14 protein-coding genes are annotated in these 14,067 nt (G+C 46.6%); 8 read left to right on the top strand and 6 right to left on the bottom strand.

The features are described 5' to 3' along the window. Nucleotides 1–41: 41 nt before the first annotated feature. The 7 genes from QQL66_RS19360 (at nucleotide 42) to QQL66_RS19390 (ending at nucleotide 6,384) form a co-directional block, all read left to right on the top strand. Nucleotides 42–419: a TonB-dependent receptor gene (locus tag QQL66_RS19360; RefSeq protein WP_284383745.1), complete on the top strand. Its 378-nt coding sequence runs from the start codon at nucleotides 42–44 to the stop codon at nucleotides 417–419. A gap of 97 nt (nucleotides 420–516) precedes the next feature. Then, nucleotides 517–1,740: an extracellular solute-binding protein gene (locus QQL66_RS19365; protein ID WP_284383747.1), complete on the top strand. Its 1,224-nt coding sequence runs from the start codon at nucleotides 517–519 to the stop codon at nucleotides 1,738–1,740. Between the two features lie 218 nt (nucleotides 1,741–1,958). Continuing rightward, nucleotides 1,959–2,138: a hypothetical protein gene (locus QQL66_RS19370; RefSeq protein WP_284383748.1), complete on the top strand. Its 180-nt coding sequence runs from the start codon at nucleotides 1,959–1,961 to the stop codon at nucleotides 2,136–2,138. Between the two features lie 132 nt (nucleotides 2,139–2,270). After that, a complete protein-coding gene (gene creB, locus QQL66_RS19375; RefSeq protein ID WP_284383750.1) occupies nucleotides 2,271–2,996 on the top strand; it encodes a two-component system response regulator CreB in 726 nt (241 codons plus the stop codon). After that, nucleotides 2,993–4,471, top strand: a complete 1,479-nt coding sequence (gene creC, locus QQL66_RS19380) for a two-component system sensor histidine kinase CreC (RefSeq protein WP_284383752.1) — start codon at nucleotides 2,993–2,995, stop codon at nucleotides 4,469–4,471. The genes creB and creC overlap by 4 nt, the downstream gene beginning before the upstream one ends. Nucleotides 4,472–4,606: 135 nt before the next feature. Beyond that, complete coding sequence (creD, locus tag QQL66_RS19385; protein ID WP_284383753.1) at nucleotides 4,607–5,989, top strand: cell envelope integrity protein CreD; 1,383 nt, start codon at nucleotides 4,607–4,609, stop codon at nucleotides 5,987–5,989. Nucleotides 5,990–5,994: 5 nt separating this feature from the next. Next, on the top strand, nucleotides 5,995–6,384 hold the full coding sequence (locus tag QQL66_RS19390) for a VanZ family protein (protein ID WP_284383755.1): 390 nt from the start codon (nucleotides 5,995–5,997) through the stop codon (nucleotides 6,382–6,384). Nucleotides 6,385–6,447: 63 nt separating this feature from the next. On the opposite strand, the gene QQL66_RS19395 is transcribed toward QQL66_RS19390, so the two are convergent. Further along, nucleotides 6,448–7,338, bottom strand: coding sequence for an SDR family NAD(P)-dependent oxidoreductase (locus QQL66_RS19395; RefSeq protein ID WP_284383757.1), 891 nt, complete (start codon nucleotides 7,336–7,338; stop codon nucleotides 6,448–6,450). A gap of 225 nt (nucleotides 7,339–7,563) precedes the next feature. Here QQL66_RS19395 and QQL66_RS19400 point away from each other — a divergent pair, with 225 nt between their 5' ends. After that, nucleotides 7,564–8,244, top strand: a complete 681-nt coding sequence (locus QQL66_RS19400) for a TetR/AcrR family transcriptional regulator (protein ID WP_284383758.1) — start codon at nucleotides 7,564–7,566, stop codon at nucleotides 8,242–8,244. Nucleotides 8,245–8,280: 36 nt separating this feature from the next. Here QQL66_RS19400 and QQL66_RS19405 read toward each other — a convergent pair whose 3' ends face one another. The 5 genes from QQL66_RS19405 to QQL66_RS19425 form a co-directional block, all read right to left on the bottom strand. After that, the gene (locus tag QQL66_RS19405) at nucleotides 8,281–10,515 is read right to left on the bottom strand and encodes a CHASE2 domain-containing protein (protein WP_284383759.1); all 2,235 of its coding nucleotides are present in this window, start codon (nucleotides 10,513–10,515) and stop codon (nucleotides 8,281–8,283) included. A 71-nt stretch (nucleotides 10,516–10,586) separates the two neighbouring features. Then, on the bottom strand, nucleotides 10,587–11,312 hold the full coding sequence (locus QQL66_RS19410; RefSeq protein ID WP_284383760.1) for a FecR family protein: 726 nt from the start codon (nucleotides 11,310–11,312) through the stop codon (nucleotides 10,587–10,589). 108 nt (nucleotides 11,313–11,420) lie between these two features. After that, complete coding sequence (gene astE / locus QQL66_RS19415) at nucleotides 11,421–12,575, bottom strand: succinylglutamate desuccinylase (protein WP_284383761.1); 1,155 nt, start codon at nucleotides 12,573–12,575, stop codon at nucleotides 11,421–11,423. 55 nt (nucleotides 12,576–12,630) lie between these two features. Further along, a complete protein-coding gene (locus QQL66_RS19420; protein WP_284383762.1) occupies nucleotides 12,631–13,347 on the bottom strand; it encodes an ABC transporter permease in 717 nt (238 codons plus the stop codon). Nucleotides 13,348–13,353: 6 nt separating this feature from the next. Next, the gene (locus QQL66_RS19425; RefSeq protein ID WP_284383764.1) at nucleotides 13,354–14,055 is read right to left on the bottom strand and encodes an ABC transporter permease; all 702 of its coding nucleotides are present in this window, start codon (nucleotides 14,053–14,055) and stop codon (nucleotides 13,354–13,356) included. Nucleotides 14,056–14,067 lie beyond the last annotated feature (12 nt).

A 14,067-nucleotide genomic window follows, 5' to 3' on the forward strand; every position in this document is an offset into this window, starting at 1 on the left:
TCTTTAGCTATTGCAATCTGTATGACTAGAGGGCTCCTGCTATGGACCGTAAGTATGTTCTGACTGCGTTTGGTTATGCGATTCTGGGTCTTTTATTAGGCATTTATATGGCGGCCTCCAAAGATCATGGGCAGCTTGTCACTCATGCCCACATCATGCTGATTGGCTTCTTACTTTCGTTCATTTATGGCTTATGTCACAAGTTGTGGTTGAATAATTCCACGTCTAAATTAGCGTCCACACAGTTCTATGTTCATCAATTAGGCACCGGCGTTGTTTTGATCGGGTTGTTCTTGTTCTATGGACAGTTCGTAGCGCTGGAAACGATTGATCCGGTGTTGGCAGCGGCGTCAATTACGGTGTTTGTAGGCGTTGTTCTAATGATGATTGAGTTCGTAAGGTGTACTCGGGCGACATAGTCTTTGCTTGGATGTTGGGAAGTCTGCCTTAACGACGTGTTTTTATCTTTAAAGGGGCTTTTATCTCTAAAGGGAACTTTGTATTCAAAGGGAATGTATGAAGAAAACAATCGGGATGTTTGTTGTGGTCATGATGTCGTTCATGGCCTCCTGTTTTGCTCAGGCGGAGCCAACCAAGGTGAGTACACTGCGTGTCGCACTGTATCCGTATGTGCCTGATCGTCTTGCTCTGTTTCATAAAATTGAAGCGATTTTTGAATCCGGAAACCCCGGTGTCAATCTGGAGTTGGTCGATGATAGTTCCATTTTGTGGGATTACTATTCGGGAGGACTTCAGGCGACCAAAGCCGATGTCTACGAAGTCGATACGATTCTGTTATCAGATTTGATTCAGTCAGGGAAAATAACTGAGCTAAAGTTGCCTCGTGAAGATTATTCAGACGAGGTGAAAGCTGCGGTTTCGAGAAACGGTAAGACTTATGGCGTGCCTCATTGGTTGTGCGGCAATTTCTTATTCTACAAGAAAGGGGATACTGAGATTGAGTCAGCGGCTACTTGGGGTGACTTGAACAAGATTCTGTCCTCAAGAAACGAGAGTTTGTTTGTGGATTTCAAAGGGAAATCAACGCTCGGTGAGTGGTATTTGACGGTACTGTCTGAACTCTATGGGTTGGATGAGGCTCAGACGTTGATTAGTGAAAGTGACCGTCTTGATGACGAGGCTTTGTCCAAGCTGAATGTGATGTTGGAGTCTTGTCCTGCCGGTTTTTGTCGGAGTGATGACTTGCATGATCGCACCGGCTATTACTCAAGAGCTTTTGTGTCTGGAAAGTCGAGCGCTTATGTGGGCTACTCAGAGTCGCTTCATTACGGCATTCAATATTATTTGGATAACTGCACCGAAAGTTCAGGGTGTGTTTCACCAGAAGACATCGCTGTTCGTCGTTTGCCTGACTTTGCAAAAGCAACAAAGAGTGGTGGCATTGGTTGGGTGGATGCACTGGCGGTGGATGCAAAGTTAACACCGACAAAGCAACTGTTGGCAATGAAATTCATTGAGTTCATGGCATCCGATGAGGCTTATCAAGCTGTGCTGGCACCCGACTGGGGTGAAGCGCCTAAGTATCTCATTTCAGCCACAACGACACTGGATATCAAGGGTGCGCCTTTGTACCCCGCATTGTATTCCGCTCATTCAGGACGAGGCACCGGCATTCACATTGGCTTGAATGATAAGCTTAGAGCCATAGGTAACCAGCTTGATTGTGAATTGCCCATTAGCCGAACCGATAAGAAAACCTTGGAACGTTGTGCTAAATAGACTCAAGTTCTTTCATTTTTATGATCTTTGACCCTAAGTGTGAAGTAATCGGCAAGGTGAGGTATTGGGGCGTAACAAAAGGCGCTAGGTGTTGTCGAAGCGCTGACCTTTTTCCGAGGTTATGAGCGGCCGAAACAGTATTTCTGCTCTAAGCCTTATGTCGGTATTTAAAGGTCAGACTATAATTTTTTCTAGAAGACGTTATTTCGAGGTGGCATATGCGTTTATTTTCAGCCCTGATGTTTGTGGTGTTATCGCTATCAATGGCAGGTTGTAAGTTGCAACAGGTTAAAGGCGAAGTAGGTGGTGTGGAAGTGGAAGCTCAAACACAAGATAACAAGAAAGACAAAGACAGCGAGTTCTGCCCCCCTGGTCAAGCAAAGAAAGGTAAGTGCTAGGGCTTCATTCTTTGACCTGTCTGTAGAATCTACAAGAGCCTCTAATGGGGCTCTTTTCTTTTTCCCTAACTTCCGAACAGACTTCTGAATAAGGTATGCTTGCCCCAAACGGAAGTGAGTCAGAGTAACAGCGTGCATAAAGTTCTATTGGTTGAAGATGAACAGGGAATTGCGGATAACGTGATATACGCATTAACTCAGGAAGGGTTGGATGTGGAATGGCTGTCGTTAGGTCAGCCTGCGATAGCTCGTTGTCAGCAATCACAGGTGGATCTTGTGATTTTGGATGTGGGTTTACCTGATGTCTCCGGGTTCGAGGTGTGTAAATCCATCCGCAGTGTATCCAATGTACCTGTGATTTTTCTGACCGCCCGAGGGGATGAAATTGATCGTGTGGTTGGTTTGGAAATCGGCGGCGATGATTATGTGGTGAAGCCATTTAGCCCAAGGGAGCTGGCTGCGCGTGTTAAAGCCATTTTGAGACGCCAGTCGGGGTTACTCAATGTTTCGGCCGCTTCAACTGCTTCTGTGGAATCTGACGATTCCCAATCTTCAGTCCTCGTTCGTGGCCGTTTACGGTTGGATAGCCAGCTCAAACGTGTCTTCTATGATGATCAGATGCTGGACTTAACAGCCTATGAATACGGGATTTTGGAAGTGCTGATGCAACAACCCGAGCGAATCTATTCTCGTGAGTTGTTGATGGAAAAAGTCTGGCGTTCTCCGGAAGAGAGTTTTGACCGGGCTGTGGATACTCATATCAAAACGCTACGCGCAAAGCTCAAACAGGTGGATGAACAAGCAGATGTGATCAAAACGCATCGCGGGCTTGGATACAGTTTGAAGGCCGAGCAATGAGCCTGAATCTTCGTATTTTCCTGGCCAATTTTTCCATTCTCGGTGTCGCGACCTATTTGTTGCTCAACGTCTTTATCTCCGAATTGCGCCCGGGAATGCGTCAGACCACCGAAGATACCCTGGTCGATACGGCGAATCTGTTGGCCGAGGTGGTCAGTGAGGAATTTCAACAAGGTACATTTAATCAACAGAGCCAGCTTGAGGATCATAGTTTTGCCCGAAGCATTGATCGATTTCTTGCTCGCTCCTATCGAGCCAAGATTTTTTCGGTAGATAAAGAATCGAGTCAGCTGCGAATCTACATAACGGACGATCAGGGCAAGGTCGTTTATGACTCGACAGGTAAGGATCTCGGTGCAGACTATTCCCAATGGAATGATGTTTATCTGACATTGCGTGGTCAATACGGTGCCAGGAGCACCAAACTCGACCCGACTAACGAATTGAGTACGGTGATGCATGTGGCCGCACCGATTCAGAAAGACGGGCAGATCATTGGTTCGTTGACGGTGGCTAAGCCCAACCAAACGGTTCAACCCTTTATCGATCTTGCGCTGCTTAAAATTAAAACCACCAGTTTTTGGTTGATTGTGATTTCGATTGTGATCGGCGCTGTGTTCTCTTTCGGATTAACACGTTCTATTCGTAAGCTGGTGGACTATGCGGACTCCATCGCCAATGGCCGAAAAGTGCCAGTGCCGAAAGTGGGCGAAGTTGAGCTAACCAAGTTGGCGGATGCTATAGAAAACATGCGTGAACAGCTCGAAGGCAAAGCCTATGTTGAAAACTATGTGCATGGACTGACGCACGAATTAAAGAGTCCAGTTTCTGCCATTAAAGGTGCGGCAGAGTTGTTGTCTCCGACGATGAAAGACAGTGATTTCGAACGCTTTCAAAGCAATATTCTGGATGAGACTGATCGCATTGATGTACTGATCAATCGTCTGCTGGCGCTGGCAAGCCTTGAAAAGCGAGGGACGCTGGAAAATACAGAACCGGTATCTTTACCTGCCTTGGTTGAGGCTGTGGTCGAAAGCAAACGAGTCGCCCTTGAATCAAAAGACATGACGGTTGATGTATCGATCGATGCTGCGGGCGATGATGAAAGTGTGGTAGACGGTGATGCTTGTGTGGTGGATGGCGATGCGTTTCTTCTGTCTCAGGTGATCGATAACCTGCTACAAAATGCGCTGGAGTTTAGCCCTCAACAAAGTGTGATCAACATAAGTATTGCCACACTGTCCGATGGCTCCAGTCGTTTACAAATCATCGATCAAGGGCCGGGAATTCCAGACTATGCATTGCCCCGGGTCTTTGAACGTTTCTATTCGTTGAATCGCCCCGATACCCACAAAAAGAGCACAGGGCTTGGTTTGTGTTTTGTGAAAGAAATTGTGGAACTGCATCATGGGCACGTGGTGTTAGAAAATGACTCTGGCTCTGGCTGTGTGGCTCAAGTTACTTGGCCCAAGTGAGCCTGTCAGTCAGTGATGTGAACCTCACATAAACTCACACACATATAAAACACACTGTCACTTCACATTCACCTCATTTTGTCCCCACATTGGCGAGGTATCTTGGAAGTATCAAATACTTTCAGGAGATACCTCATGCAAAAAGCACTTGCCATTAAACTTTTGGTGATCGGTGTGATCGCCTTTGTTCTCTTAATTCCTCTGGGCTTAATTGCCGACAAAATCTACGAACGTAATCAGTACCTGCAATCCGCCAAAGACAGCGTGGCGCAAAGCTGGACCGGCGCTCAGGAATTGATGGGCCCGATTCTGGTGATTCCTTACATCGCCACGGATTACGTCGATGTATGGAATAAAGACGGATCACTGAAGCAAAAGAAAGAAGTTATCAAACAGAAGCAGGTCTTTATTAATCCTGAAACCTTGATAATAAAAAGTCAGGTGGAAAACGACATTCGCTATAAAGGGATTTATAAAGTCCCAGTGTATACCGCCGATTTTGATGTATCGGGGACGTTCGATGTCCAACGCATTCAGGATCAATTGCGCGACATTCAGGCTTCAGCCGATAAAGTAGAACTACTGCCTGCCTATTTGTTTTCTACCGTATCGGACCCAAGGGGCATTAACAGCATTCCGAGTTTACAGTGGCTAAATCAGGCGATTAAGTTCATGCCTGGAAGCATGTTCGAGAGAAATGAAGAGGGCATTCATGCCTTTGTTCCTGATTTCACGAATAACACCTTATCGGCCTTGGGTTTTAGTTATCAGGTGACTTTACGAGGGATGGAATCCTTGTCTTTCATACCAACCGGCATCGAAAGTCAGGTGTCTGTGGCATCGGATTGGCCGCACCCGGAGTTCACCGGGAAGTTTTTACCTGTACAGCACTCGATTTCAGAAGATGGGTATTCAGCCACTTGGAAAACCACATCCTTTGCAAACAACATCAGCGAAAAAGTGGTCGGTTGTGCCAAGGGGGAATGTTCGGGGCTGCTGTTCAGTGGTTTTGGCACCAAGCACATAGAAACGGTGGACGTGTATCAGCAGTCGGATCGGGCATTGAAATACGGCATTCTGTTTATTGGTTTGACCTTTATTTCCTTCTTCATTTTTGAGGTGGTTAAACGACTACCAATTCATGCGATTCAATACACCTTGGTGGGGTTTGCGAATGCAATTTTTTATCTGCTGTTAGTCTCTTTGTCTGAACATCTGGCTTTTGGGCTTTCTTATGCCATTGCGTCAGTGGCTTGCATCGCGTTGTTGATGTTCTATCTCAGCTATGTATTAAAAGGCGTGAAGTTATCCCTGTTGTACAGCGGTTTGTTGTCGGTGCTTTATCTATGCCTCTACATGATTATCAGCTCGGAAGATCTGGCGTTCTTGATGGGATCTTTGCTGACCTTTGTGATTCTGATTGTGGTGATGGTGGCGACTCGTAATATTGATTGGTATGACGTGGGTGATCGAGCCTCTGCCGTGTCGTTCGCTTCGAAAGGGGAGAAGGTGGAGTGATGATCATGCACTTTAAACGAAACGCCTGGATGGGGTTGGTGCTGATGATTGGTTTGATCGTTGGCACCTTGTACAAAGTCAATCAGGGACAAAGCTACTTTCTGGTGGATTGGCTTCAACAGCTTCCTAATGGTGACAAACTTGGTCATACCATCATCTTCGGTGTTTTGACCTTTGTATTGAACCTCACTTTACTGGGGAAGTCGGTTAAGCTGGGCGTGTCCATGAATCTGGCGCTGTTATTGGTTGGGCTGTTTGCGGTGATTGAAGAATTCAGCCAACTGTTCATTGTCAGCAGAAACTTTGATTTGTTGGATCTGGCGTGTGATGGCTTGGGGATGTGGATTTTTTATCGTCTGTCCAAACGGGTGTTGGCTGACGGCGATCCGTATTAGACATTCATGATTAGGAACAAAAAGAGCCTCGAAATGAGGCTCTTTTTATAGAAGAAAACTAGATTAAGCGGTTTTGGTTTTAGCCGCTTTTTCTTTTTGCTTCTTCTTATACTCTTTCAGTTTCTCTTCAAACTGATAGCTCAAGTTCATGATACGAGTCGCGGTGGTTGGCGATACGTCATAAACCACTTCAGCCAGAGAACCTAACGGAGTCGTTACTTTCTTCTGTTTTGTGATCAGGGATTTCAACACTAAGTCTGCTGCGCGTTCCGGAGACATGACCGGCAAGTAATCGTAGGACTTGGTTGGCGCAATCATCGGTGTACGTACCAATGGCATATAAACCGTAGTGATGTTGATGTTGTCTTGTGCCACTTCATTGGTCAGGCATCGGCTGAATGCATCAAGCGCAGATTTACTGGCAATGTACGCCGAGAAACGCGGTACGTTTGACTGACAACCGGCGGATGAAATATTGATGATGTGGCCTCTTTTGCGCTCACGCATCGAAGGCAAGAAACCAAGAATCAGCTGTAAACAACCGAAGTAGTTCAGATCCATAGTGCGCTGGAAGTCGTGCATACGATCATAGGCGTCATTCACTGAACGACGAATAGAACGACCGGCGTTGTTGATCAATACATCGATTGGGCCGTGTTCTTTCAGAACGGTTTCAACCAGTTCTTTACAGGCTTCGGTTGAGCTTAAGTTGCAGCTGTAGATATGTGCTGTGCCGCCCAACTCTTCAACTTCTTTCTTGGCGATTTCAAGGTTCTCAATACCACGAGCTACCAGAATCACAGTGCCGCCAGCTTCACCAATTTGACGTGCTACGGCTAATCCGATGCCGCTGCTTCCGCCAGTAATTAATGTCAGTTTCTTATTCAACACTTTAGGAAGGAATGGTTTACGAACGATACCAAGTGTTTCTGATAAAAGTGTTTCAAGAGCCATGTTTTAGTGTCCTTTTCTATAACCATCGCGAGGCGACATCGAAACTGCCTGATTGGATGTATTGTATATTTATGTTACCAACTGGTTACATAATGTAGGTGTTCAAAAAATGTTCGTCAATGTGATGTTACCTCTAAGTAACATTTTTGCGAGGCAGTTAGTGTTTAGAGTTATTGCTCAAGGGTATGATGCACAGTGTAGACGACGTAGATGGCAGCGGGTGATATGTCCCAGATTAAGAATAAAGAACAAACCAAGGTGAAAATTCTTTCTGCAGTTGGGGAAGTATTGGCGGAAGAAGGGTACCAAGCCCTGGGCGTAAATCGTATTGCCAAACAAGCGGGCGTTGCTAAGACATTGATCTACCGATATTTTGGTGGTCTTGAAGGGCTGATTCAGGCGTACGGTGAAACCGATAGCTTCTGGCCGTCGGTGGAGGAAATTCGTGGAATGCCAGAAGCCGAATTCAAGGCTCTGACTTTGCGAGAGCGTTGTCGAACCATCTTCAAAAATTTTCGTATTGCGCTAAAAAATCGTCCGCACACCGTTGCTATCTATGCCTGGGAAATGGTCGAAAACAATGAAATCACCAAAAGCCTGATCGCTTCTCGAACTCGTAGCTCATTGAATTTAGTCAGAGAAATGATGGGGCAAGATCACATTGAAATGACCGATTACGATCATGAGATCACAGCCATGTTAGGGGCGGCGTTGCTGCATCTTACCATTCGTGAGTCGCTGGATTCCCCGTTTGCCGGTTTGGATCTAAAAGAGCAAGCCACCTGGGATCGGTTTGACGGCGCGTTGGAAACCTTGTTCTCTGCCATTGAGGCGCTTTATAAATCTAAGAAAGAAAGTAAATCTAAAAAAGAAAATACGTTGAAGAAATCCAAGCCAGCTGAATGATTTCAAAGCCTGAGTGAATGATTTCAAAGGCGTAGTCTATTTGGTGGTGTGGATAAATACCCCATCCCAATTGATGCCTGGCGATTGCTTTTGATAGGTTCGAATTCTGTCCAGGTAGACTTTATATATGACTTTCGGACCGGACTGTTTCACTAATTGTTGAATGATCTGTAAGCACCCTTGCCAGTCTTGGGCACGGTATTTCAGAATCATCTCGTTAAAATCATGAACCTGTTGTATTTCCGAAGGCGACAGCAAGTCTTCGTAACCGATGGGTTCATAGATACTCACCGGACGATCTTTCCCTTTTACTTTTACCCGATCGATCTCCCGACAGACGATGCCACTTAATTGTCGTTGGGTGTCTTCTCCTATGATGGTGTAAATCCCATAACTCTTGGTGAGTCCTTCAAGGCGGGAGCCAAGGTTTACTGCATCCCCCAATACGGTGTAGGCCATGCGATATTCGGACCCCATGTTGCCAACGTCCATCATGCCGGTGTTGATGCCAATGCCTATTTCTAATTTGGGCCAATTTCTGGATTCGAAGCGTTTGTTGAGTCGTTCCAGTGCTTCGAGCATTTCTTCGGCGGCATGAATGGCATTGTGTCGGTGTCGATCATCAGGCAGAGGCGCACCCCAGAAGGCCATAATGGCATCGCCCATGTACTTATCAATGGTGCCGTTATGTTTGTGAATGATTTCCGTCATGGGGGTGAGGTATTCATTCATCAGTTTGGAAAGTTCTTTTGGCTCTAAATCTTCAGAAATGTGGGTAAAGCCCCGGATGTCGGTAAAGAGTACGGTCATTTCCCGACTTTCGCCGTTGAGCTCATAGCTTTCCGGCGCTTCTGCCATTCGGTTGACCAGTTCCTTAGGGATGTACTGACTGAAGAGTTTTGCCAAATGCCGTTTGGCTCGGGACTCCACAAAAAAGCCCCAACTGGTTTGAAAGGCTAACAAGGTAAAGATCAGTGCCAGTGGTGATATCAAGTTGATGACCAGTTGGTTGTGCCAGAGGTAGAGGTTGCCCACCGTATGGACAATGGCCAAGCAGGATAGGAGGCTAAGGTGCTTAAACGGGCTGGCCAACACCGGAGAAAAGATAATGATGAGTCCGATGATCAGTAGGGAGAGAAATTCGATGGCGAGGCTGTAGCTGGGGCGATAGAGAGTGGTTCCGTCCAGAATGCCTGCGATCAGGTTGGCGTGAACTTCCACTCCCGGATAGTTTTTTTGCAACGGGGTAGATCGTAGGTCCAGTAAGCCGGGCGCGGTGGTGCCGATCAGAATGATTTTATCTTTGAGTAAGGGAATCGGTTTTTCGGATAGAATTACGTCGGTGGCCGACACATAGGGATAACTTTCCTGACCACCACGATAGGGAACGTAAACATCGGAGAGCGCCCCCGTCGCGATATGTGTTTGGCCGAGATACACTCCTTCCACCGAGGCATAATCCTGTTCTTGCTTAATGTCCAACGACAATTTGGGATAGCCCTGATTGACGAGCACGGTACCAAGTGCGAGAGAAGGATAAACGCCGCCCTGATATTCTTGAACTAACGGGACTCGTCGATAGACCCCGTCTTTGTCGACTATCGGATTGTCGAAGAATCCTGATAACGCGGAGACTTGTTCAAAATCGGGTAGGTTGGCTGTGAAACCTTTTGGGGAAACTAATTGGAGTTTGTCCCGCATGGAGGGTGAGAGCCGTGTGTTAGCATCGGTTAAGCGATTAATCGTTTTGTCGGAGGATTGGTTAAAGACGTAGCCAAGGATAATGTGTCTGTCTTTGATCGCATTTCGAAACTGCTCATCAAAATTCAGCTGAGTCTGCCATTTTTTATGCATCGCTGGTGGAATGTAGGAGGCTAGATCTGATAAGACAGCCAGTCCGTCGGACGTATCGGGTTCGGCAAACACCATATCAAAGCTGACGCTTTTTACTTGATGTTCATCGATCAACTTATTCACCATTTTTGCGAGTAAGGTGCGCTTCCAGGGCCATTGGCCATGCTGCTGTAAACTCTTCTCATCCAGATCCACGATGACGATTCGATCATCCAGGGTATGTGGTGCGGTGCTGTTGAGCTTGACGTCATAAGCGAATCGTTCGAGTGCGTCCAGTAAGGTGAGCTGTAGAGTGCTTGACGCCTGGAGCAAGAAAATTAAGAGAATGGATAAACTAAGAACGATGCGTACCACTCGTTTGGTGGTGAGAGAGTTCAGTCGTTTGAACAGTAAGGATTTGGCGGTAGATACTGGCATAGTGCTATCCGGGCTCGCTTTCCTGTACTGTTAATGTCTGACAGGGTGAGAGTCGTTCCTTGAATAACTCATCAGTAGCCTCGTCTTGGTGAACTGTAACCCATCACAGAAGAAAACGGTGGTGCCCGCCCGGTGATGGCTTCAATCAGCATTAGCTCTTCATCACTGTGGTTTTTAAACGGCGCAGGAGTAATTAGTTTTCCGGTATGACCGTCGGCATGAATGTACCTTGGTGCGTCGTGGTGTTCTGAAATGATGGTTTCTTTGCTGTGTTGATCTTGCGTTGCCATGAGATTGACGTGGCCGTAGCAGGTACAGACGTAACTGACATCGGGGTCTGATTCTGTATAAACGCCTGTTCCCCGAATACCGATGGTGGCGGTGGAGGTTTTGATGGTATGACTTTCATTTGCCTGGCGTTGACCGAACACGGAAAGTAACTTCCCGGTGACCAGCCTCAAGCCTGTTTCAAGAATGGTTGTTTCGCCTTCTAACTGAAGTTGACTGTTTTCACGAAGGATGTGAGCGTCTTTGCCGACCACAAAAATCACAAAACTGTTGCTGCCCGTTTCTACGAGCGATTGTGCCGAGATGAAAGTGGATTTATCCGCCAATTGGCCATCAACGTAGACTTCGCCGTCCATGTCATAGATGGACTGGCCTGGTGGTAACTCTTCCGGAATATTACCAAAGGCATGAACCAGCGGGGCTAAAATGTTGCTTGCGCCCAAGGCAACATAACCGCCGGTGAGTAATGAGGCGCGAATGAAATCTCGTCGAAGAAAGCGTTTATCCATACATTAATTCCTACAGGCTATTACTCATGTATAGCACAAGGATGGCTAATGTATTGTTCCTTCAATGGATTTACTTGTTCTAGGGGCTTATTCAGCAGTGCCTAGTGATCAGGCCTGTTTCTTTAACATTAAACCTGCGCGCTGTCCTGCCGGGACTTTGCTGTTGGGGAAGACAATGTATTGGGTGTCTTTTCCAACGCGATATTCTTGTTGATCGTCTTTCCAGATCACACTGTCGGTTTCAAAGGGCGTGAAGTTCCAGACGTCTTCTGCAATGTTCAATTCAAAGCTGTCGCCGGTGTTGATGATTTCATGACAGACTTCGAAGAGGTCGACAGATTGCGCCTGCTCTTCTTCAATGCAGGATTCCCGGCCTTCTAAGAGCAGGCAAATCAATGAATGAATGCCTTGATAGCGGCTCAGTTCGTTTTTGCCAAAGGGTTTTACGCTACCAAGTTCAATGGTAAAACTTTCTGCCCCGTATTTTACCGAGGTCAGAGCTGAGAAGGTGCCTGCCGGTGTGGCTTGTAACAATACGGTATGCACATCCGCTGCACACATGAAGGCAATTTGTTGACGTGGTGGCTGGCGATTCGGGACATAAGGGTAGAGTGCAAACTTCTCGCGGTGTGAGCCTCGAATAGCCGTGTGTAAATCGTAATGCAGAATATTAGGGGCACTGCTTTCGTCAGTTGAATGTGTCGGCTGATCTAGCGTGTGGGCGTTCAAAAACTGCTCGACCCAGCTTTCCAGTTCCTTAGCGCGTGCTGTTTCCAGATTTTGTGCCTTGCCTTTCTGAGCATGTTTGCCCAGAAACAAACGATTCAGGTTTTCTTCCACAAAGCGTTCGCCAATTCGCATGGCAGGTGGATTCCCTAACAAGAACAAGGTCGGGCGTTTGATCTGAACCTTCCCGGAAAAGACATCGTTGATGATGTGATTGCATACTTCAATCGGTGCCGTTTCATTACCGTGGATGGCAGAAGAGAAGATTAGTATCCGGTCATCAATACGGGTCTTGGGCTCAAAGCTCAGTGCGCCTAAACCAAGCCGGGTAACGCGCGTGCCATCATCCAGTATTGTCTGATTCGCCGGAGGTGGGGGCGTTAGATCATTCAGAGTTTCAGCGAGAAAATCTTGATTCGGAGCGAAGAAGGCTTGAGTCATCTCGTTCACCTGTTCTGAGTGGGATGCTGGATGGTCGTTTTCTATGGAAGAGCCTGGCTTGGTAGTATCAGAACCTGTTGTGTTAGGTTCGGTCATGTCAGGCCCGATAGTGTCTTACACAGTGGTAAGTATCGGGCCTGATACACGCTTGTTAAGAAAGCGGTCGTAAATGCGCCAACATCTTTTTCTCAAGGTATTTGAAGGTATAGATGAGGCAGAAGGTCATGCATAGGTAGATTAAAGCCACAAAGGTGTAAGCCTCAAACGGTGCATAGTGTTGAGCATAGACATCACGGGCAGCACCCGTCAGGTCAACAATGGTCACAACACTGGCGATGGCGCTGGCATGCAGCATAAAAATCACTTCATTACCGTATGCCGGTAAGGCTCTGCGGAAGGCGCTCGGCAGTACAATGCGTTGTGTCATTTTCCACCAAGACATGCCATAGGCTTTGGCGGCTTCGATTTCACCTTTCGGGGTTGCAACCAATGCGCCTCGTAAAATTTCCGTGGTATAAGCTGCGGTGTTCAGAACGAAGGCTAACAAACATGGGTAGAAGGCTTCTTTAACTACCGGCCAGAACATTGAATCCTGAATACCTTCAATAAACACCACACCGTAATAGATAATATAAAGTTGAATCAGTAACGGTGTGCCTCGGAATATGTAGGTGTACAACCAGATTGGTCTAGAAATCCAAGGGTTGTCAGAGGTTCTCATCAACGCCAGTGGAATCGACAGTACGGCGCCTACCACCAGAGACAAGAAGACTAACTGAACCGTCATTACAAACCCATCCCAATAGTGAAGCAGGGTTTGCATGTGGAAGATTTCGTTTTGATTGATCAGTGCGATTAAACTTTCCATCAATAATTACCCCTTAATCACACCAGCGCTGTAGCGAATTTCCAGTTTCTTGATAAACCACTCTGATATAGCCGTTAACGTCAGATAGACCGCTGCAACCGGAATAAAGAAAGTAAACGGTTCATGCACCGCTTTTGCCGCTTCTGATGCCAATCGCACCATGTCTGCCAAGCCGATGATGGATACCAAAGCCGTGGTTTTTAGCAGAACCATCCAGTTGTTGCCTAAGCCTGGTAAGGCATGACGCATCATCTGTGGAAACATAATGCGTTTGAAAATTTGGACATTACTCATTCCGTAAGCTTTTCCTGCTTCGATTTGTCCGTTTTCAACGGATTGGAAGGCTCCACGGAAGGTTTCAGACATGTAAGCACCAAAGATAAAGCCAATGGTTACCACACCTGCAATAAATTCATTGATGTTAAAAAACACATCGATTTCGTATGTTTCATACAGCCAGTCAGTGAAATTATTCATTATCACCTGACCGCCAAAGAAGATAAGCAGCATCAGCACCAAATCGGGTACGCCACGAATAAGGGTGGTGTAGGCCGTTGCTATGGCATTAGCAATTCTGTTGTTAGAGATTTTGGCAATGGCTCCCATTAAACCGAGTACTACGGCTAGAAATAACGAAAGAAAAGCAATCTCGATGGTAAGGATTGCGCCGTAAAATATCGAAGGGCCGTAGCCGTGAAAATCAATCATAATGCTTCGCTG

It is taken from the genome of Litoribrevibacter albus (genome assembly GCF_030159995.1).
GTDB classification, from domain to species: domain Bacteria; phylum Pseudomonadota; class Gammaproteobacteria; order Pseudomonadales; family Litoribrevibacteraceae; genus Litoribrevibacter; species Litoribrevibacter albus.